The 21292-nt window shown below is 68.4% G+C and carries 15 protein-coding genes; 11 read left to right on the top strand and 4 right to left on the bottom strand.

Annotated features, from left to right (window positions below):
* The first annotated feature begins 56 nt into the window (after window positions 1-56).
* From NS1_RS42170 to NS1_RS12800, 4 genes are all read left to right on the top strand, one after another.
* Complete coding sequence (locus NS1_RS42170) at window positions 57-752, top strand: hypothetical protein (RefSeq protein WP_157125188.1); 696 nt, start codon at window positions 57-59, stop codon at window positions 750-752.
* Window positions 753-837: 85 nt separating this feature from the next.
* Window positions 838-2214, top strand: coding sequence for a uracil-xanthine permease family protein (locus tag NS1_RS12810; protein ID WP_062984411.1), 1377 nt, complete (start codon window positions 838-840; stop codon window positions 2212-2214).
* Window positions 2215-2364: 150 nt separating this feature from the next.
* Window positions 2365-3168, top strand: coding sequence for an SDR family oxidoreductase (locus NS1_RS12805; RefSeq protein WP_062984410.1), 804 nt, complete (start codon window positions 2365-2367; stop codon window positions 3166-3168).
* Window positions 3169-3294: 126 nt separating this feature from the next.
* A complete protein-coding gene (locus tag NS1_RS12800) occupies window positions 3295-3513 on the top strand; it encodes a hypothetical protein (RefSeq protein ID WP_056817977.1) in 219 nt (72 codons plus the stop codon).
* 33 nt (window positions 3514-3546) lie between these two features.
* On the opposite strand, the gene NS1_RS12795 is transcribed toward NS1_RS12800, so the two are convergent.
* Window positions 3547-3963 carry an acyl-CoA thioesterase gene (locus tag NS1_RS12795; RefSeq protein ID WP_062984409.1) on the bottom strand — a complete coding sequence of 139 codons (417 nt, stop codon included), beginning with the start codon at window positions 3961-3963 and terminating at the stop codon, window positions 3547-3549.
* A 7-nt stretch (window positions 3964-3970) separates the two neighbouring features.
* Window positions 3971-4903, bottom strand: coding sequence for an AraC family transcriptional regulator (locus NS1_RS12790; protein WP_056817981.1), 933 nt, complete (start codon window positions 4901-4903; stop codon window positions 3971-3973).
* Window positions 4904-4997: 94 nt separating this feature from the next.
* On the opposite strand from NS1_RS12790, the gene NS1_RS12785 reads away from it, so the two are divergent.
* Together NS1_RS12785 and NS1_RS12780 are read left to right on the top strand one after the other, a co-directional pair.
* Window positions 4998-5843, top strand: a complete 846-nt coding sequence (locus NS1_RS12785) for an NAD(P)H-binding protein (protein WP_062984408.1) — start codon at window positions 4998-5000, stop codon at window positions 5841-5843.
* A gap of 7 nt (window positions 5844-5850) precedes the next feature.
* Complete coding sequence (locus NS1_RS12780; RefSeq protein WP_063816129.1) at window positions 5851-7218, top strand: MFS transporter; 1368 nt, start codon at window positions 5851-5853, stop codon at window positions 7216-7218.
* A 38-nt stretch (window positions 7219-7256) separates the two neighbouring features.
* Here the strand turns inward: NS1_RS12780 and NS1_RS12775 are convergent, their stop codons facing one another.
* Window positions 7257-8414 carry a DUF5925 domain-containing protein gene (locus NS1_RS12775; RefSeq protein ID WP_084503678.1) on the bottom strand — a complete coding sequence of 386 codons (1158 nt, stop codon included), beginning with the start codon at window positions 8412-8414 and terminating at the stop codon, window positions 7257-7259.
* Window positions 8415-8511: 97 nt separating this feature from the next.
* Between NS1_RS12775 and NS1_RS12770 the strand changes: the two genes are divergently transcribed.
* Window positions 8512-10077 (top strand): MFS transporter, encoded by a 1566-nt coding sequence (locus NS1_RS12770; protein ID WP_062984407.1) that lies wholly within the window; start codon window positions 8512-8514, stop codon window positions 10075-10077.
* A gap of 118 nt (window positions 10078-10195) precedes the next feature.
* Here NS1_RS12770 and NS1_RS12765 read toward each other — a convergent pair whose 3' ends face one another.
* Window positions 10196-10909: a DUF8020 domain-containing protein gene (locus tag NS1_RS12765; RefSeq protein WP_062984405.1), complete on the bottom strand. Its 714-nt coding sequence runs from the start codon at window positions 10907-10909 to the stop codon at window positions 10196-10198.
* A 154-nt stretch (window positions 10910-11063) separates the two neighbouring features.
* On the opposite strand from NS1_RS12765, the gene NS1_RS12760 reads away from it, so the two are divergent.
* From NS1_RS12760 to NS1_RS12745, 4 genes are all read left to right on the top strand, one after another.
* A complete protein-coding gene (locus NS1_RS12760) occupies window positions 11064-12062 on the top strand; it encodes an iron chelate uptake ABC transporter family permease subunit (RefSeq protein WP_062984403.1) in 999 nt (332 codons plus the stop codon).
* Between the two features lie 26 nt (window positions 12063-12088).
* Window positions 12089-13114, top strand: a complete 1026-nt coding sequence (locus NS1_RS12755; protein WP_062984532.1) for a FecCD family ABC transporter permease — start codon at window positions 12089-12091, stop codon at window positions 13112-13114.
* A 12-nt stretch (window positions 13115-13126) separates the two neighbouring features.
* The gene (locus tag NS1_RS12750) at window positions 13127-13933 is read left to right on the top strand and encodes an ABC transporter ATP-binding protein (protein WP_062984401.1); all 807 of its coding nucleotides are present in this window, start codon (window positions 13127-13129) and stop codon (window positions 13931-13933) included.
* Between the two features lie 96 nt (window positions 13934-14029).
* The gene (locus tag NS1_RS12745; RefSeq protein WP_062984399.1) at window positions 14030-21265 is read left to right on the top strand and encodes a non-ribosomal peptide synthetase; all 7236 of its coding nucleotides are present in this window, start codon (window positions 14030-14032) and stop codon (window positions 21263-21265) included.
* Window positions 21266-21292 lie beyond the last annotated feature (27 nt).

Below are 21292 nucleotides of genomic sequence, written 5' to 3'. Positions count from 1 at the left end.
ACTGGGCCACCGCTCGAACGAAGGTCGGCAGAGGCAGCCGAGAACTGGGGGATGTCATGGGGTATCCGTATGGGCCGCAACAAGGTCAGGGCTACCCGCCTGCCGGTCAGCAGGGGTACAACCCATATGGCCGAGCAGCTCCCGGGTACGGCGCACCGGGCCCCGGCGTTCCCGTGTACGGCGCCCCTGTGCCCGGCTACGGCGCTCCCGGATACGGAACGCCTGGCCTCGGCGCACCCGGCTACGGCTATCCCCAACCACCCGCTACAGGGGGCACCGCGATCACCGCAGCTGTTCTCGCCCTGCTGCTTTCATTGATAGGCGGGGCAGGGTTGGCGATCGGCTACGGGATTCTGGGGGATAGCAGCGCCGGCCCGCTGGTGCAGATGCCGGACGGTAGCTTCGCGCGTGAGTCCGTGCCCCTCTCCTCGTTGGTGATGACCTACTTCACGATCGGAGCCATCGTCGCCGCGCTGTGGTTCATCGGCGCGATCCTGCTGTTCCTCCGCAAATCGGCCGGCCGAGTGATCATCATCATCCTGGCGTCCCTCACCGCGCTCGGTGGCCTCGTCTCCCTCGTATTCACTCTCGAATCCGCGGTGAGCTCGGTCGCGGGTGTGACCATCGGCCTGATCCAAGCCGGGTTCGCGACGCTGATCCTGTGCCTCGCCGCGGCCGGGTCGACCGGGCGTTGGATCCGGGCAGCACAGCAGCCACCGAGCTACCCGCAGGGCGGTTACCAGCAGTATTGAACCCACCGGGTGATATATCCGACCCGCAACGCCGACGAAACACGGCGCTCACTCACGGTAAAGAACGGGGACTACAACCTGTTACATGAGTGAGGCACATCCCGTCGACACCCGGCTGCCGTTCGCTCGGCAGCTGGCTTTCGGCATTCAGCACGTCCTGATCATGTACACCGGCTGCATCACCGTGCCGCTGGTCTTCGGTGCGGCCGCCGGGCTGGACCGGGCGACGATCGCGCTGTTGATCAGTGCTGATCTGCTGGTCGCGGGCATCATCACGCTGGTACAGAGCCTCGGCGTTGGCAAGCTGGCCGGTGCGCGACTGCCGATCGTGTGTGGCGCCACGTTCGTCGGGCTCAACCCGATGATCCTGATCGCCAAGGAATACGGGCTCGACGCTGTGTACGGGTCGATGCTGATCGGCGGTGTGGTCGGTGTCGCGCTGGCGTGGCCGTTCGCGCGGGTGGTGCGGTTCTTCCCGCCGCTGGTCACCGGGACCGTGCTCACCGTGGTCGGGGTATCGCTGATCGGGGTCGCCGGTGGCCTGATCATCGGGACCGATCCGAAGTCGTCGAGCTTCGCCTCGCCGTCGAATATCGGGCTGGCCGCCGTGGTCGTGCTGATCGCGGTCGGTTTCGTGTGCCTGGGGCGCGGCGTGTGGTCGCAGCTCGGTGTGCTGATCGCGTTGGTCGCGGGCATCGTGATCGCGCTGCCGATGGGTCTGATCACCACCGCCGGAGTCGGTACCGCCGACTGGATCGGCATCCCGCAGCCGTTCCACTTCGGGTCACCGCAGTTCCCGGTGACCGCGGTGGTGGCGATGAGCATCGTGATGGCCGTGGTGTTCGCCGAGTCGACCGCGAGCATGCTGGCGATCAGCGAGATCACCGGCAAACCGCTCAGCAGAGGCGATCTCGCGCGCGGCCTGGTCGGCGACGGTCTGTCGGGCGTGCTCGGCGGCATCTTCACCGCGTTCGTCGACACCATCTTCAATCAGAACGTCGGCGCGGTCTCCACGACCAGGGTCTTCAGCCGGTATGTCACCGCGGTGAGCGGTGCGATCCTGGTGGTGCTCGGGCTGGTGCCACGCATCGGCGAGGTGGTCGCGGTGATTCCGAAACCGGTGGTCGGCGGGGTCGGGCTGGTGTTGTTCGCGACGGTCGCCGTTGTCGGCGTCACCACGCTACTGAAAGCCGATTTGATGGACCGGGTCAACGCCACCGTCGCGGCGACCGCCATCGGTATCGGCCTGCTGCCGGTGTTCACCCACGGCATGTTCGACAAGTTCCCCACCTCGGCCCAGATCCTCCTCGACAGTGGCGTCACCCTCGGCGCGGCCACCGCGTTCCTGCTGAACCTGATCTTCAACCACAGCCGCCTCGGCACCATTGCCCGCGCCGCGACCACACCACCACCGGCGCCGGATCCTCTGCGCACCACCCCGAAACCCGCCGCCGCCATCTGATCGAGCCGATCGAACCAGTACGGCCTTACTCGTGCTCTCCGAAGTGACCGCATTCCCGGCCACGCACATCCCGACCCCGAGGAGGGATCGACGGGACCGCCGGGGGCACGAACTCGAGCGCGCCAGCGCTCCAAAAACTACAGTGCGGGCATGGAGATAGCAGGCAAGGTCGCGATCGTCACCGGCGCGGGTGCGGGCATCGGCGCCGCTCTCGCTTATCGTCTCGTCGCCGGTGACGCGCGGGTTGTCGTCGCCGATCTCGATGCGGACAACGCGGCGAAGGTGGCGGCCGAACTCGGCGACAAGGCGATCGCGGTCGGTGGCGATGTGGCCGACGAGCTGGTCGTCGCGGAGTTGATCGCCACCGCCGAACGCGAATTCGGGCCGGTGGACCTGTATTTCGCGAACGCGGGCATCGGCGGCGGACCCGGTCTCGACAGCACCGAGGCCCAGTGGGCGAGCACCATCGAGGTGAATGTGATGGCCCACGTGCGGGCCGCCAAGCTGCTCGTCCCCGGCTGGCTCGAGCGCGGCAGCGGCTATTTCGTCTCCACCGCGTCGGCGGCGGGCCTGCTCACGCAAATCGGTTCCGCCCCTTACTCGGTGACCAAACACGCCGCCGTCGGCTTCGCGGAATGGCTCTCGGTCACCTACGGCGACAAGGGCATTCGCGTGAGCTGCCTGTGTCCGATGGGCGTGGACACCCAGCTGCTCACCGGTGGCCTCATCCCCGACGCCCCGGAGGCGGGCGCGCTGGCGATCAAGGCCGTGAAGACGGCGGGCGCGGTGCTCTCCCCCGAGGAAGTCGCCGACACCGTCGTCGAAGCGATGGCCGCGGAACACTTCCTGATCCTGCCGCACCCCGAGGTATTGCAGATGTACCGCAACAAAGGTTCCGACTACGACCGGTGGATTTCCGGCATGCGCCGATTCCAGTCCATGCTCGGAGCGTGAGAACCGGTCGGTCCGCGAGAAAAATTTCGGCGAGGTAGCGGCGAGATCGCTCGATTCCTGCCACGATGGTCGGTAGCCGCCGGTCACGATCCGCTGCCCGGCGGAGGTCTACGCGGAGATCCGGCGATGGCACACCTGATGTATTTCAAGAAGGTTCGCGACGAACGCACCGAGGTCGAGTACCACTGGGGACCGAGCCGAGAACAACTCGACTCGTCGGTGGTGATCGACAAAACCACCTTCGCCGCACTACCCGGACCGCCGGGCTACTCGCCGGCGGGCCAGATCATCCTGCGCGCTCGCCGCGGCAGCGAATGGCCCGAGGTAGGAGTCATAGCATCCTGAACGCATACCGTCGGAGTCATAGCATCCTGAGCGCTACTCGGTGACGAGTTCTGCCGCCGCCGCCCGCACTACCTCGGGTATCGCGACCGGTTTGCGGGTGTCGGCGTCGACATAGACATGGACGAATTCGCCGGACGCGGCGAGCTCCAGACCGGCGTCGCCCTCGCGGAAGATCGCCAGATCGTAGGTGATGCTCGTGTTGCCGAGGCGGGCGATCCGCAGCCCCACCTGCAACTGGTCGGGGAAGCTGACCGATCCGTGGAACCGGCACGAAGTCTGCGCGACGACGCCGAGCGCGGGCAGCGCGGTGATGTCGGCGCCGGTGGCGCGCATCAGCCAGGCGTTCACGGCGGTGTCGAAGTAGGAGTAGTAGGTCACGTTGTTCACGTGGCCGTACTGGTCGTTGTCGGCCCACCGGGTCGGCATCGGCCACAGGACGGGATAGCTCATCGGGCCATCATGCCGCGCGACCCTGTCGATGGTCGCGCGGGCTCACCCCGAAGTGCCGTTTGAAGGCGGTGCTGAGCGCGAACGCGCTGCCGTACCCCACCTGGTGGGCGATGGATTCCACCGTCGCGTCGGATTCGGCGAGCAGATCGGCCGCGAGCGAGAGCCGCCATTCGGTCAAGAAGCTCATCGGCGGTTCCCCGACCAACTCGGTGAACCGGCGGGCCAGCGCGGCGCGGGACATGCCGACGGCCTCGGCCAGGGCCACCACTGTCCACGGATGCGCTGGATTGTGCTGGAGCAGCCGCAGGGCCTTGCCGACCAGCGGGTCGCTGTAGGCGTGGTACCAGGCAGGGGCGTCGTCGCGGGCGAACCAGGCGCGCAAGGCGGCGATGAGCAGCAGGTCGAGCAGCCGGTCCAGGACGACGGTTTGCGCGGGCAGGTCCTTGGTCGCCTCGTCGACGAGCAGGTCGAGCAGTCGAGAATCGAGCTCGCCGCGCGGCAGCACCGCGACCTGCGGCAGCGCGCGCAGTAAGCGTCTGCTCACCGCACCCGCCGATTCGTAGGTCCCGGTGACCATCAGCGTCTCACCATCGGGATCGGTGCCCCACTGCCGGACACCGAGACTCAATGTCTCGCACAGGATTTCACCGTCGGGCGTCGTGGATACCTGTCCCGGACGGATGACGACCTGGGGTTCGGTCAGCGGATCGTCGGCCACCGTATACGGCTGCGGCCCACGGAAAACGGCGACATCGCCCGCGCCGAGTTGCCGCGGCGGCATCGAATCCGTACTGACCCAAGCCTTTCCGCGGATCATCGCGAGCACCGTGAGCGGGGCTTCATCCTGCACGCGCAGCGACCACGGTGGATTCAGCAGCGAACACATGAGGAACGCGCCGCGGGCGCGTGGACCTTCGAGCAGACCGGCTAACGCATCCACCCTTCCACAGTAGACGACTTCGCGTAGACGACAACGCATGTTCGTGAGCGGCACGACGATGTTGCCGCGAGCCGCGCGGCGGTGTACTTATCTCATGACGAACACAGCCTCTCACCAGCAGCTTTCCCTCATCACCGGCGCGACGGGCAAGACCGGCAGCCGAGTGGCGGCACTCCTCGAAGCCGCCGGTCGGCCGGTCCGCCACGGCTCACGCACCGCCGCGATCCCCTTCGACTGGACCGACCGCGAGACCTGGGCACCCGCGCTCACCGGCGTCGACTCCGTCTACCTCGCCTTCCAGCCCGATCTGGCTGTTCCCGGCGCACCGGACACCATTCGCGCGTTCACCGCCGCCGCCCGATCCGCGGGCGTGCGCTCGGCGGTACTGCTGTCCGGTCGCGGTGAACCCGAAGCGCTGGAATGCGAAGAGATCGTGCGGGATTCGGGTCTGAGCTGGACCATCGTGCGCTGCGCCTTCTTCGCCCACAATTTCAGCGAAGGCGCCTTCGTCGACGATGTGCTCGCCGGTGCGGTGGCGCTGCCCAACGGCGATGTGCCGGAGCCGTTCGTGCACGTCGACGACATCGCCGAGGTGGCGGCCGCCGCGCTCACCGACCCTCGCCACGAAGGCCAGCTCTACGAGCTCACCGGCCCACGCGCCCTGACCTTCGCCGACGCGGTCGGCGAGATCGCCGCTGCCACCGGTCGCGAGATCGCCTTCATCCCCGTGTCCCGGCCGGAATTCGTTGCGGCCCTGAGTGAATACCAGGTACCCGACGACGTGATCAGCCTGCTCGACTACCTCTTCGGCACCATCCTCGACGGGCGCAACACCCCCACCGCCGACGGTGTCCGCCGCGCCCTCGGCCGCGAAGCCCGCGATTTCACCGACTACGCCAAGGAAACCGCCGCCACCGGAGCCTGGACACCCCAGCGGTAACACCGCGATCTACGACGGGGGTCCGGTCACGCCCGGTACCGTCGAAGTGGTGAGTTCAGCGACGATCGACCGCCGCCTTCGCCTCGGCAGGGCCGCGGTGTTCGCGACCTTCACGCTGAACGGGTTCCTGCTCGCCATGTGGGTGGTCCACATTCCGGCGATCACCGATCGGACCGGGGTGTCGGCCTCGACGTTGGGGATGTTCGTCCTCTTGCTGGCGGGTGCCGCGATCGTGGGGATGCGGCTGGCCGGGCCAGCGGCTGACCGGTTCGGCAGCCGCACCCTGGTCGCGCTGGCCGCGTCCGCGGTGTCGGTGACGGTGCTCGGGCCCGCGCTCGCGACCGGACCCGCGAGTCTGGCGATCGCGTTGATCTGCTTCGGTTTCGGCAACGGCGCGCTCGATGTCTCGATGAATACCCAAGCGGTGCACGTGGAGCGGGCCTATCGCCGCCCGATCATGTCGGCTTTCCACGCGATGTTCTCCGGCGGCGGGTTCGCGGGTTCCCTGGTCGGCGCCGCCACCCAGCGGGCCGGTTGGTCGCCGCAGGTGACGTTGACCTGTGCGGGCATCGCCGGACTCGTCACCACCGCGCTGCTGGTCCCCCATCTCGTCAGCCACCATCGGCCGGAAGCCAGCTCGCGCCCGGAGCAATACGACGCACCTGGTGACGGCCACGCGCCACACGGCCCGTCCGCTCACCATGCTGTGTCAGCACTCGACAAAGAACCACTCGGTGGAGCCAGTACTTCTGCACTACCCGACCACAGCTCCGGCCATCGCGGTCTCGACACAATGTCCGGTCGAGCTGAGGCGGACGCGCGAACCCGTCGCGAACGCACACGAAAGGTAGTGTCGCTCGGCGTAATCGCATTCGTTCTGCTTCTGGCGGAGGGGGTGGCGGGCGATTGGAGCGCCTTGCAGGCCCGCGAACATCTCGGCGTCTCCGATGCCGATGCCGCACTGGCGTTCGGCTCCTTCTCCGCGACGATGACCCTCGGTCGCTTCCTCGCCGATCGGGTGAGCGGCGCCATCGGCCCGGTCGCCATCGTCCGCTACGGAAGTCTGCTCGCCGCGGCAGGATTCGCCCTCGTCATCGCCTCCCCCTGGCTCCCGCTCACCCTCCTCGGCTGGGCGATGTGCGGGCTCGGCCTCGCCGGCGGCGTTCCCCAGATCTTCTCGACCGCAGGCAATCTCGGTGGCACGACAGCCGCCACCGATATGTCCCGCGTCTTCACGATCGGATACCTCGGCCTCCTGGCGGGCCCCGCGATGATCGGCTGGCTCACCGCCGTCATCCCCCTCACCGCGGCGCTACTCGTACCCCTCGTACTCACCCTCGCCTGCGCCATCGCCGCGCCGGTCGTCCGCCGGTGAAATCACTTGTCCTGGAGGGAAGCAGGCGGTGCCGATCGCTAGAGGTACATGCCGACGTCGGTCGAGTGGTCGATGGTCGACTGGATCTGGATGCCGCCGTCGCGGTGGGCGACCAACTCGGCGAGGGTCGCGCCGTCGGGAAAGCTCGGTGCGGCGGGAACACCGTCTTGGCGGCTGAGCCAATCGTGGGCTTCGGCTGCCGACAACCGGCCCACCTCGAGTTGGGCCAGGCAGCGGCCCGGCCGGACGACGGCGGGGTGCAGCCGGGAGAGGTCTTCGTTGGTGGTGATCGCGATCAACACATTGCGGCCCTGACCGAGCATGCCGTCGGTGAGATTGAGCAGACGCGAAAGCTTCTGGCCCGCAGCTTCTTTCGCCTCGCCGCGGATGAGTTCGTCGCAGTCCTCCAGCACCAGCAGCCGCCAGCGGCCGTCCTCGTCGTCGCCGTCGGCACCCGCCGCGACTTCCATCAGGTAGCCGGGATTGCTGAACAGTTCTTCCGGGTCTACGACGCAGTCGACCTGACACCACGGCGCCCACGACCGCGCCAGCGCACGCAGCGCGGTGGTCTTGCCGGTGCCGGGCTCACCGTGCAGCAGCACCAGCCGACCCTTGATATCGGCGACGCCGAGCCCCATCAATCGCTCCATGCCCGCGGTCACCCCGCCGGTGTAGTTCCCGCGAATGTCCGACCAGGCGGGCGCGGCGATCTGGCGGCGTCTGCGCGCGGGGCGGCGCACGTCCATGTGCCAGAACCCCATCTCGACCGTGGCTTCACTGTCACGTGACAGTGAAGCGCCTTCGGTGGCCGTAGCCAATACTTCGACGGCGAGTTCGTCGCTCACCGCGGTCACTTCGATCGTGGCCGAACCACTCGCCCACCGCACGGCCCGCAGCGCCCAACCGTCACCGGCCGCGAGCAACGCACTGCTGTCGTCGTCGGCGACCGAGCGGACGATCCGCGAGTCGGTCGGCCGCAGCGGCGCGTCGGGACGCACTCGGTCCAGGTGGGCTTGGCGGGCGAAGGGCTGGTCGCCGCGCAGGAACGGGGCAAGGGCCAACGCGTCGATCGCATCGCGGGTGGAATAGGTGGAGTCGATGGTCGCCGACCACGGAAACGGCTTCTCCTGATCCTCCGGTCGACGCGGCGAATCGACGAGCCTGAGCTGTTCGTTACGTGTGGACACCGAGCCCATCCTCGTGGCCGTCCGCCGGAAATGTCCAATGACTTACGGCGAGCACGGCCGGAAAACTCACTGGCACCGGAGGTGTACCCGTCGGTACGGTCGTAGTGTGACGTCGACTCAGCACGACCAGTCCCCGCCGGAATCCACCACGAGGGCCGGGGTCAGGGAGTGGATCGGGCTCGCCGTCCTCGCCCTGCCGACGCTGCTCATCTCGATGGACTTGAGCGTGCTCTACCTGGCGATCCCCAGCATCAGCGAAGCACTCGAACCCAGCAGTACACAACTGCTGTGGATTCTCGATATCTACGGCTTCCTCGTCGCCGGCTTCCTCATCACCATGGGCACCCTCGGCGACCGGATCGGCCGCCGCAAACTCCTGATGATCGGCGCGCTCGCCTTCGGCATCGCCTCGGTGATCGCCGCGTACTCGACCAGCGCGAACATGCTGATCGGCACCCGCGCGCTGCTCGGCATCGCGGGCGCGACGCTGATGCCGTCCACGCTGGCGCTGATCCGCAATATGTTCCACGACGACCGCCAGCGCACCGCCGCGATCAGCGTGTGGATGACCAGCTTCATGGTCGGCATGGTGATCGGACCGCTCGTCGGTGGCGCGATGCTCGAGAATTTCTGGTGGGGTTCGGTGTTCCTGGTCGCGGTGCCCGCGATGGTGTTGTTGCTGGCGACCGGCCCGTTCCTACTGCCCGAATACAAGGACCCGAACCCGGGCAAGCTCGACATTCTCAGCGCGGTGCTGTCGCTGCTGTCGGTGATGGGTGTCATCTACGGCATCAAGGAGCTCGCCAAGGACGGCTGGTCGATCGAGGCCGTCGGCGTCCTGGTCGCCGGTCTGGTGCTCGGCACGGTGTTCGTCCTGCGCCAGAAGCGCCTGACCAACCCGCTGATCGACCTGCACCTGTTCGGCAATGTCCGGTTCAGCGGCTCGCTGGTCGCGTTGATGGTGGCCATGCTGGCGATGGGTGGGCTGTTCCTGCTGCTCTCGCAGTATCTGCAACTGGTGCTGGGCCTTTCGGCATTCGAGGCCGGATTGTGGACCGTGCCGCAGGCGGCCGCGATGGTGGTGGCGGCCGGTGTGGTCAGCGCGCTCGCGCCCAAGATCCGGCCCGCGTACCTGATGACCGGCGGTCTGATCATCGCCATGGCCGGGTACGCGCTGTTCACCCAGCTCTCCGGCAGCGACGACCTCGCGTTGATCGTCACCGGCATGGTGGTGTTCTCGCTCGGCCTGAGCCCGATGTTCGTACTCGGACTCGATCTGATCGTCGGCGCGGTGGACCCGGAACGCGCCGGTGCCGCCTCGGCCATCTCCGAAACGGGTCAGGAACTCTCGGCCGCCCTCGGCGTCGCGGTGATCGGCAGCATCGGTACGGCCGTCTACCGCGGGCAGATGACCGAGCAGCTGCCCGCCGGACTCCCGCCGGAGATCACGCACACCGCAGAGGACACGCTCGCGGGCGCCCTGTACGTCGCGTCAGCGCTGCCCGAACCCTTCGGCGACGAGCTGACCACGATCGCCCGCGAGGCCTACACCCATGCGCTGCAAGTGAACTCGGTGGTCGGCATCGGGCTGACGGCCGTCGCCGCCGGGCTGGTCATCGGCCTGCTGCGACACATCCCCGCACCCGACGAGAAGGCACCTGTCACCGACTGACCCAACGTCGTTCGGACACAACGAGTCCCGCCCGATGCTGATCGGACGGGACTCGCTACTCGCTGAGTTGTCCCCTCCGCGAGGTTCGGATTCGGCCGACTCGGCCGAAGTCTTTCGCCTACTTCGCGGCCGGGGCCGTGTTCGGCATCGGGGAATTGATGGTGGTGAAGTACTGCACCGCAGCCATGATCGCCACGGGAGCGGTGATGAAGATCTGGCCCGCGAGGGTGCCGAGCGCACCGATAGCCATGATGCCCGCGATGCAGCCGACAGCCGCGGCCGGGATGAACGGACCGAACATGCCGACGATGGTGGCCGAGGCGATGGTGGCGCCCGCGATGCCGCCGAGCACACAACCGATCGCGCCGCCGCCGAGGCCGCCGACCAGGGTCGCGATGCTGGCGCCCAGCGAGATGGTGCCGGTCATGCGGCTCCACGCGGCCTGCTCACGGTCGTACTCGCTCTTCCACGGAGCCACGTTCTCGTAAGGCAGCGCGACCGGCTTGTAGGTGGCGTGCGCCAGGTCGAACTGCGGGGTCAGCGTGGCGGTGCGGCCGGAGATGTCGGCGGCGATCGGAAAGACGAATTCGTCCACCCGGAAGGACAATTCGGTACCCGCGACGGTGGTGCCGTTGGCCGCCTTGATCTTGAACACGCCGTCCTCGACCACCATCGAGCCCGCGTCGGTACCGATGATCGTCGAGGTCTCGGTAGTCGTGGAGGTGTAGTTGATCGGCTCATCCGCGGCGGGTGCTGCGTGGCTGGTTCCGGCAGCGATGCCGAGGGCAACGCTGACGGTGGATGCCAGCAGAGCGAATTTTGTAATTTTCACGGGGGGTGAACCTTTCGTGTTCCTCATCATGATGTGCGGCGCACAAACTGTGATCCGAACGAGATGTGACCATAGCTAGGTAAGCCTCACCTATCAAGACCTTGCTTAGGCTAACCTCCAAAACGACCCAGTTTCGCCGCGAGAGAGAACCCTGATGAGAAATCCGCGTTGGTGCGGGTGGCTTCTTGCCGCATTCGCGCTGGTCGCAGTATGTGCTCTCAGCTTGCTGGTCGGCACGAAAGCCATTGCGATCGGCGAAGTCTGGCAGGCCCTGTTCGGCGTGAGCACCACCCCCGATCACGTGACCGTCACCGAGTACCGCGTGCCGCGCACGCTGCTCGGACTGCTGGTCGGGCTCGCGCTCGGTATCGCGGGCTGCTTGATGCAGGGCCTGACCCGCAACCCGCTGGCCGACCCCGGTCTGCTCGGCGTCAACGCGGGCGCGGCCTTCGCGATCACCATCGCCGTCGCGATGTTCGGTGTGAGCGAGATCACGTCGTATGTCTGGTTCGGGTTCCTCGGCGCCGCGCTGGTGTCGGTGGTCGTCTACCGCGTGGGCACCGCGGGCCGATCCGGCACCGATCCGGTGCGTCTGACGCTGGCAGGTGTCGCCGCCACTGCGGTTCTCGGCGGTCTGACCAGGGGCTTGATCCTGATGCACCCCAAGGCTTTCGACGAAATGCGCCAATGGGATTCCGGCGGCCTCACCGGACGCGGATTCGAGATCCTCTACGGCGCGACCCCGTTCATCGTGGTGGGCCTGATCATCGCGGCGCTGTGCGCGCGCTCGCTCAACGCGGTGGCGCTCGGCGACGATCTTGCGCACTCGCTGGGTGTGCACGTGGGGCGCACACGCTTGTTCACCGCGCTGGCGGTGGTGCTGCTGTGCGGCACCGCGACTGCCGCGGTGGGCCCGATCGCGTTCGTCGGTCTCGCGGTTCCGCATGTGGCCCGGTGGCTGATCGGACCCGACCAGCGCTGGATCTTCGCCTATTCGCTGGTGCTGGCGCCGATCCTGGTGCTGTCGGCCGACATCGTGGGCCGCCTCATCATTCGTCCCGATGAAGTCCCCGCCGGCCTGGTCACCGCGTTCCTCGGGGCGCCGGTACTGATCTGGCTGGCTCGTCGCGCAAGAGTAGGTGCCGCCGCGTGAGTTCGACGATCGATTTCGGCCGCGCGATGCTGGTGATCCGGCCGCGCGGAGCGCGTTTGTCCGCCCGCATCGGCGTGCGCACCCTCGTGGTTTGCGCTGTCCTGCTGACGATTTCGGTGGTGACGGCGGTGCTGGCACTCGGCAGCGGCGACTACCTGATCCCGCCACTGCGGGTGCTGCGCGCGCTGGTGATCGGCGACGAGCGGTTCGACCGGCTGGTGGTGTGGGACTGGCGGCTGCCGCGCATCCTGCTCGCCCTGATCCTCGGTGCGGCACTGGGCGTGAGCGGCGCCATCCTCCAGTCGGTGACCCGAAATCCGCTGGGCAGCCCGGACATCGTCGGCTTCAACACCGGCGCCTACACCGGCGCGCTGATCGCCATCCTGACCCTCGGCGGTGGGCACCTGCAGACCGCGACCGGTGCGGTGATCGGCGGGCTCGGCGCCGCGTTGGTCATCCATCTACTCGCGTTCCGGCACAACGTGGCCGGGTTCCGGCTGATCATCGTCGGCATCGGCGTCAGCGCCATGCTCGCCTCGATCAACACCTGGCTGATCCTGCGCGCCGACCTGGACGCCGCGATGTCCGCGGCGGCCTGGGGCGCGGGCACGCTCAACGGACTCTCGTGGCCGCAGGTGGGTCCCGCGGTGGTGATCCTCGCGCTGCTGGCGATCGCGCTGATCCCGGCGGCCCCCCGCTTGCAGATCCTCGAACTCGGCGACGACACCGCTCGCGCGTTCGGCCTGAACGTCAGCCGGGCGATGCTGTGGCTGATCGTGCTCAGCGTCGCGTTCACCGCGGTGGCGACGGCGGTCGCGGGCCCGATCGCGTTCGTCGCCCTCGCCGCACCACACCTGGCGCGCAGGCTGGCTCGCACACCGTCGATCGCGCTCGCGCCCTCGGCGGCGATGGGAGCGATGTTGCTGATCACCTGCGACTGGATCGCCCAGCACGCGTTCGCCCCGACCACCGTGCCGGTCGGCCTCGTCACCGTCTCGGTCGGCGGCCTGTACCTGGCGTATCTGCTGGTCGCCGAGGCGCGACGGAACTAGGAAAGCGAAAAGATGAACGACACTTCACGGCTGCGCGCCGACCGGGTCCGCCTCGGCTACAAGGGCACCACGACCAGCGACCAACTGTCGGTGGACATCCCGGACGGCAAGTTCACGGTGATCATCGGCCCGAACGCGTGCGGCAAGTCCACCCTGCTGCGCGCACTGGCCCGGCTGCTCACCCCCGAGTCGGGGACCGTGCTGCTCGACGACAAACCGATCAGCTCCTACCCTGCCAAGCAGGTGGCCCGGCAGATCGGTCTGCTGCCGCAGACTTCGACCGCGCCGGACGGCATCCGCGTCGCCGATCTCGTTGCGCGCGGGCGCTATCCGCATCAGACGCTGCTGCGGCAGTGGTCGAAGGCCGACGAGGAAGCCGTCGCGTCGGCGATGGCGGCGACCGGCGTCACCGAGTTGTCGGCGCGGATGGTCGACGAGCTGTCAGGCGGTCAGCGCCAGCGGGTGTGGATCGCGATGGTGCTCGCTCAGGACACCCCGCTGATCCTGCTCGACGAGCCGACGACCTACCTCGACATCGCCTATCAGATCCAGCTTCTGGATCTGTGCCGGTCACTGAACCGGGAAGCCGGGCGGACCGTCGTGGCCGTGCTGCACGACCTCAACCACGCGTTCCGCTACGCCGATCACCTCATCGCGATGCGCGACGGGCGGGTGGTCGCCACGGGTGCGCCCGCCGACATCGTGACCGCCGAGCTCGTCGACGAGGTCTTCTCGTTGCGGTGCCGAATCGTCGACGACCCGGAAACCGGTACGCCACTGGTGATTCCGCTGGCAGAAGACGCCGCCAAGGTGCGCTAGACCTGCGGCGATGCGGTAGCCGAACATAGGTATTCCACAATCAGTTAAGTTAGGCTAACCTAACTGATTGTGAATGTGACGAGGGAGGGAGTTGCCGTGAACGCTGGTCTCGAGTTGCCGCTGACCGGACCGCAGCTCGGCATCTGGAACGCCCAGCGCTTCGATCCCGAGTCCGGGCGCTATCTGGTCGGCGAGGTCCTGGAGATCACCGGGGACGCGCCGATCGATGTCGACTCCCTGAGCGAGGCGATCCGTCGCACCGTCGCCGAGGCCGAGAACATGCGGCTGCGGTTCACCGAAACTGCCGACGGGCCGAGGCAATTCGTGAGCGATGCCGAGGCGGTGCTGCGCCCGACCGTCGATCTCCGGGCGGCGGCGGAGCCGATGGCCCTGGCCTACGAGGCTGTCGCGCTGGAGCGCGCGCAGGCCGCGCAACGGTGCCGTGGCATGGTCGACCGGCAGCTCTACAACTACACGCTGATCCGGATCTCCGACTGCGTGGTCTGGTGTGTGCAGCTCTACCACCACCTCATCGTCGACGGTTACAGCGCGGCGCTGCTGTCGCGCCGGGTCGCCGCCCACTACACCTCCCTCCGACGCGGAACACCTTCGCCGAAACAAACTTTCGGAACCATCGCAGAGCTGGTCGCCGAGGAGCAGGCCTATCGGGCCGGGCCCGAATTCGAGGCCGACCGCGCCTACTGGCGCGACCAGCTCACACCGTGGCCTGATCTCGACGGTCGCGGTCGCCACCTCGGCGGTGCGGTCGAGCGGACGATCCGCGCCGAAGCCATCCTGTCCATCGAACTGCTGGCGGCACTGCGCGAGAGCGCCGACCGGCACGGCATCACGTGGGCCGACGCGCTCGTCGCCTGCTACGCCGCGTTCCTGCACCGCCGACTCGGCACCGCCGATGTGGTGGTCTCGATGCTGCTGATGGGCCGGGTCGGCCGCGCCGCCCTGCGCACGCCCGCCATGGCGGTGAACGTACTTCCCCTCCGGGTCACGGTGAGCGCGGGCGATCGGCTCGGCGAGCTGGGCCCCCGCATCGCCGACACCCTGCGCGAGGTCCGCAAGCACCAGCGCTACAGCGGCGACGACCTCGCCCGCGACTTCCACGGTCACGGTGCGGGCGAACTCCTGCACGGAATCGGCGTCAACCTCAAGGTTTTCGACTTCACCCTCGATTTCGACGGTGCGCGTGGTGTTCTGCGCAATGTGGCAGGCGGGCCACCGGAGGACTTGGGGCTGACCGTCACTCCACTGCCCGACGGCACGGTGCTGCTCGGATTCGAATCCGACGCGCGAACCAACGACGCGGACACGGTGCGCGGGCGGATCGCCGGGTTGGTCCGGGTGATCGAGTCTTTCACCGGGTCGGACAAGATCGCGGTGGGTGCGCTCGAACTGCTCGATCCGGCCGAGCGCACGCGGCTGCTGGCCGCGCGGTCGACGACAATGCGGCTCCCGGACACCGAAACCCGGGCTCTTCGCGACGACGAGTCGTCGGTCGCGATGGTCCCCGACGTTCTCGAACAGGTGCTCGCCGAGCAACCGGACGCCGTGGTGCTGAGTTCGGCTGAGGCCGAGTACACCGTCGCCGAACTTCGACTCCGGGTGAACCGGCTCGCGCGCTTCCTGCGCGGCGCCGGAGTCGGGCCGGATGCCATCGTCGGTCTCGCGCTCCCTCGCGATGTGGAATTCGTTGTCGCGTTGCTCGCCGTCTGGCGCGCCGGTGGCGCCTCTCTGCCCTTGGATCCGGAACATCCGGTCGCCCGGCTGCGAGCGACGATCGCGGACGCGGGCCCCGCCGTGGTGCTCAGCGCCGGTGAGTTGGCGGCCCAGCTCGGTGCCGACGCCGTCGCGATCGACGACACCGACTTCCGCGCGCGCCTCGACGACCACGCGGACACCGACTTCGATCTCGCGGTGAGGCCCGAACACGCGGCCTACGTCATCTACACCTCGGGCTCGACCGGTCAGCCGAAAGGTGTTGTCGTACAGCACGGGTCCGTGGCCGCGCTCGTCGCCGCGCACCGCGCCGGGATCCACAGCGCTGCCGCGAGCCGTGCGGGCAACCGTCAGCTGACCGTCGCGCACACCACCTCTTTCGCCTTCGACGCCTCGCTCGACCCACTGCTGTGGATGACGGCCGGACATCGAATCCACGTGTACGACAGCGATACCCGACGTGACCCGGCCGCCCTGGTCGAGGCTTTCGCCCGGGACGGCATCGACGTCGTCGACGGCACTCCGTCGTTGGTCGCCGCCCTGCTCGAACACGGCTTGACCAGCGAACTACCGTCGGCAGCACAGTCGAGCCCGGTCGGCCGGAAGTCGGCGACAGCGCGCCCGCCGCTGACGCTGGTGATCGGCGGCGATGCCTGCTCGGCGGAGCTGTGGGGCGCGATCGACCGTGGCGGGTTCGCGGCGGTCAATCTGTACGGCCCGACCGAGGCGACAGTGGATGCGATCGGGGCGCCGATCGACGGCGCTGGTCCACGGATCGGGATGCCGGTCGCCGGCTCGCGGGCTCAACTGTTGGACAACGGTTTACAGATCGTCGCCGACGGACAGGTGGGCGAGCTGTATCTCGCCGGTCCGCAGATCGCGCGTGGCTATCTCGGCCGGTTCGCCACGACCGCACAGTCGTTCGTCGCCGATCCGTACGGTCCGCCGGGAGCGCGGATGTACCGCACCGGCGACCGGGCGCGCTGGGTTCCCGGTCTCGGCTACGAATACCTGGGCCGGGTCGACAACCAGGTGAAGATCCGCGGCCACCGTGTCGAACTCGGTGATGTGGCGGCGGCACTCGACGGTCTGCCCGAGATCCGCACCGCGGCAGCCGATATCCGCGACTTCGCCGGGCGCCCCACCCTGATCGGCTACGTCGTCGCGGCGACCGACGACCTCGATACCTCGGCCGCACGCACCCGCCTGGCCGACCTGGTCCCCGAGCACATGGTGCCGGCACGACTCGTCGTCCTCGACGCCCTGCCCACCACGGTCAACGGCAAACTCGACCGCACTGCGCTACCGGACCCCGCGACCGACGAGTCCGGACGCGCACCGGCCACCGCCGCCGAACATGCTGTCCACCAGGCGATCTCGAGCACCCTCGACCTCGACGCCGTCAGCATGGACGACGACTTCTTCGCCGTCGGCGGCGACAGCATCACCGCCATCACCGTCAGCAGCGGTCTGCGTGCCAAGGGCCTCACCCTCCTCCCCCAGCAACTGCTGACCCGGCGCAGCCTCGCCGCGCTGGCCGCGGAGGCGGCCCCCGAGCCGCAACATCCCACGACCGCCGTGGGATTCGAGTCGGCAACCGCTGTCTCGTCGTCGCTCCCGACAGCGCCCGGTCGCCTGATCGCAGCGCTCGCGCAGAGTGACGTGGACGAGTTCAGCGCTACCTACGGACCGGTCGCCGACGTGCTCCCGCTGTCCCCCTTGCAGGAGGGATTGCTGTTCCACGCGCTGCGCGACGGCGCCGCCGACGTGTACACGATGACGGCCCGGTTCAGCCTCGACGGCGTCGTCGATCCGGAGCGGATGGGTGCGGCGTTCGCGAGCATGCTGCGGCGGCATCCGAACCTCGGCGCGGCGTTCAGCTATGAACAGTTCGACCAGCCGGTGCAGATCGTTCCGCGGACACCGGGGGTCTCGTGGCAGGTCGAGGATCTGCGTGAGACACCTGATCCCGAAGCGCGAGCGCGGCTTTCGGTGCGGCGCGCCGGCTCCGAACCGTTCGACATCGATCAACCGCCGCTGATCCGCGGCCTCCTGATCCGCCTCACCGACACCTCGCACTGGCTGGTCCTGATCGCCCATCACCTCCTGGCCGACGGCTGGTCGGTACCGACGATGGTCCGGGAAACCCTCGCCCTCTACACCGGCGAGACCCTCTCGACCCCCGCCTACTTCGGCGACTACCTCACCTGGCTCGCCACCCGCGACACCACAGCGACCCTGCACTGGTGGACCGAAAACCTCACCGGCCTGCGCGCGCCGACCCTGCTCGCCGCCACCCCTACGGAGCCGACCACGAACGGCGTTGGAGCACCGCGCTCGGCGGATTCGACGACTGCCCAGCGACAGCGTCCAGTCGGACTTCGGGTTCCGCTGACCGCCGACGTGGCGACGGCCTTGGCCGAGAACGCCCGGCGGCACGGGCTGACCATGAATACCGTGCTGCAGGGCGCGTGGGCGATGGTGCTCGCGGATCACTTCGGGCGGACCGATGTGGTGTTCGGGACCGTGGTGTCCGGGCGTCCCGCCGATCTCGCCGGGGTCGGCGGGATGGTCGGTTTGTTCAGCAATACCGTGCCCGTGCGGGTATTGCTGGGGACCGGTCGGCCGGTGGCCGAGCAGTTCGGAGAGTTGCAGCGGACCTCGTTCGACGGCCAGGCTCGGGGATACCTCGGATTGGCCACCATCGAGCGGGCGCTGGGCATCGGGCGATTGTTCGATTCACTCGTCGTGTTCCAGAACTTCCCGAAAGCCGGTCTGTCGCAGCCGGATCCCGGTGGGGTTCAGGTGGTGGACGTCGATGTGGACGGGCTGACGGACTTCCCGGTCACGGTGACCGCGTTGCCCGGCGCCGAGTTCGCGCTGATGTTGCACCACGACGCGGCCGCGGTGCCGGGCCCGGTCGCCACGCGGCTGAGCGATCGCCTCGGTGCCGTATTGTCCACGCTGGCCGCCGATCTCGATGGGTCCGTCGAGGAAGCCATGGCTGTCGCGATGCCGTCGGAAACACACGGCGGCACGCTGGCCGACTGGTCGGTGACGGCGACGATCTCGGCCGATGCTCCGGCCGTCACCGCGAACGGCGTGACGATCTCGTTCGGTGAATTCGACAGCCGGGTCCATCGGCTCGCGCGCTGGCTCATCGACGCGGGCATTCGGCCCGAAACTGTTGTCGCGGTGGCGATGACGCGGGGCATCGAGTCGATCGTCGCCGCGCACGCGGTGTGCCGGGCAGGCGGGGTCTACCTGCCGCTGGATCCGCGCAGTCCCGCGCAGCGCGCCGACAGGATCCTCGGCACATCCCGCACGGCGCTGGTTCTCACGACCGCGGCCGACGGCTTCGCGACCGATCGCGCGCCCGTGGCGCATGTCGAAGCGTTGGATCTGTCCGATTTCGCCGATACCTCGGTCTCCGACCTCGACCGACTAGCACCACTGCTGCCCCGCAATGCCGCGTACCTGCTGTTCACCTCGGGCTCCACCGGCGAACCCAAGGGCGTGAGCGTCTCGCACGAGGCCATCGTCAACACCTTCGAGTGGATGCAGCGACGGCACCGGTTCGGCGCGGGCGATACCGTCTTGTACCGCACCGCGGCGACGTTCGACGCCTCCCTGCTGGAGCTGTTCCTGCCGCTGCTGGTCGGCGCGCGCGTCGTCGCAGCGCCGGTGTCGGGTCGACTCGACCGCGACCCGCACTACCTGGCCGAACTGATGGCCACCGAGCGGGTCGGCATGGTCCAGCTCACCTCGTCGATGCTCACCGTGCTCGCCGAGGAGGCCGACCTGAGCGGCTGCACCGCGCTGCGCTGCGTGATCACCGGCGGCGAACCGCTGCCGCCGCCGACCGCGGCGCGGATCAGAGCGCTCACCGGCGCCCGCGTCCACAACCTGTACGGGCCCACCGAAGCCGCGGTGTGCATCACCCACCACGAGACCTCCGACGCCGACCGCGGCAATGTCCCGATCGGTCTGCCCGCCGCCGGTGCCGATGTGCGTGTTCTCGACACCGAGTTGCGCCCGGTTGCGGTCGGCGTGATCGGCGAGTTATACCTCACGGGAACGCAATTGGCGCGCGGATACCTCGCCCGCCCGGCCCGGACCGCGGGTTCGTTCGTCGCCGACCCGCTGGGACACGGCGAACGCATGTACCGCACCGGCGATCTCGTGAGCTGGGGCCCACACGGCGAACTCGACTACGTAGGCCGCGCCGACAGCCAGGTGAAGCTACGCGGTCAACGCATCGAACTCGGCGAAATCGAGGCGGCCCTGCTGAGCTGCCCCGGCGTCGCCCACTCGGCGGTGATTCTGCGCGAAGACACCCCCGGCGATCAACGCCTCGCCGCCTACCTGGTGGCCAAGGCGGACACCGACATCGACATCGCCGCGGTCCGCTCCGGCTTGCAGGCACGGGTGCCCGCCTACATGGTCCCGGCCGCGTTCGTCGTCCTCGACCACATCCCCCGCACGACCAGCGAGAAGATCGACCGCAAGGCCCTGCCGGTCCCGACCTATGACGCAGGCCCGAGCAAGGCCGGCGGCTCCCACTTCGCGGTCGGCACCGCGACAGCGACCGGTAGCGGCCCGCACCAGGGCGCCGAGCTGATCAGCGCCATTCGTTCGGCGATGGCAGCCGTCCTGTCCACCACCGACATCGGTGCCGACGACGACTTCTTCGAGGCAGGCGGCCACTCCCTGACCGCCGTCCGCGTGATGGGCAGGCTCCGACGGGCAGGTCTCGCGGTCGTCCTCGATGACGTCTTCGAGGCACCGACCCCACGGGCGCTCGCCGATCGGATCGCTCAGCGCGACAATGCCTCTCGCACGACTTCCCGAGCACAGGACGCGAAGGCCGACAACGCCTGGGGCTCTCGACTCGATCATGTCCTCGAACTCCGCACCACCGGATCGCGCGAGCCACTGTTCTGCGTTCACCCGGTCGGCGGTACCGCCTGGCAGTTCGGCCCGCTCGCGAAACTGCTGCGAGCCGACCGCCCGATCGTCGGCCTACAGCTCCCGACGCTGAGCGACAACACCTTCCGTGCCGAGACCATCGACGACCTGGCCGCGTACTACGTGGCCACCCTCCGCCGAATCCAACCGCACGGCCACTACCACCTGCTCGGTTACTCCCTCGGCGGCACCGTCGCCCACGCCATGGCCGCCGCACTGACCGCGGCGGGCGAGCAGGTCGCCTTCACCGGACTGGTCGACGCGTTCGCCCTGTCCGATCTCACCGAACAGGCGACCCGCGCCCTCACCGATCCCGCCGATCTGGACCGGCTGTTGCCCGACATCCCGGACGACGCACCAGAACTGGCGGCGAAACTCCGCGATGCCGCGACCACCCTGCTCGGCATGGTCACCGCGTCCACCGCGGCCGACTACGACGGCCCGATGGCGCTCTACGCCGCCGACACCGGAACCACACCGGGCCGCACCGAGGCGCAACTGGCGGGCTGGCAGTCCGCACAGGCCCGGCTCGTGGTGCGCCGACTGCCTTACTCCCACTTCGAGATCGTGTCGCCCGCCGGCTGGGCCGAGGTCGCGGCACTTCTCGACACAGACCCGGTGATCGGCGGCTGAGCATGCAGCGCACCGCTTTTCACCGTT

This window comes from Nocardia salmonicida NBRC 13393, assembly GCF_001613085.1.
In the GTDB taxonomy this organism is placed as follows: domain Bacteria; phylum Actinomycetota; class Actinomycetes; order Mycobacteriales; family Mycobacteriaceae; genus Nocardia; species Nocardia salmonicida.
The sequence above is the reverse complement of the archived record's forward strand: the minus strand, read 5'-3'. Positions and strand labels throughout refer to the sequence as shown.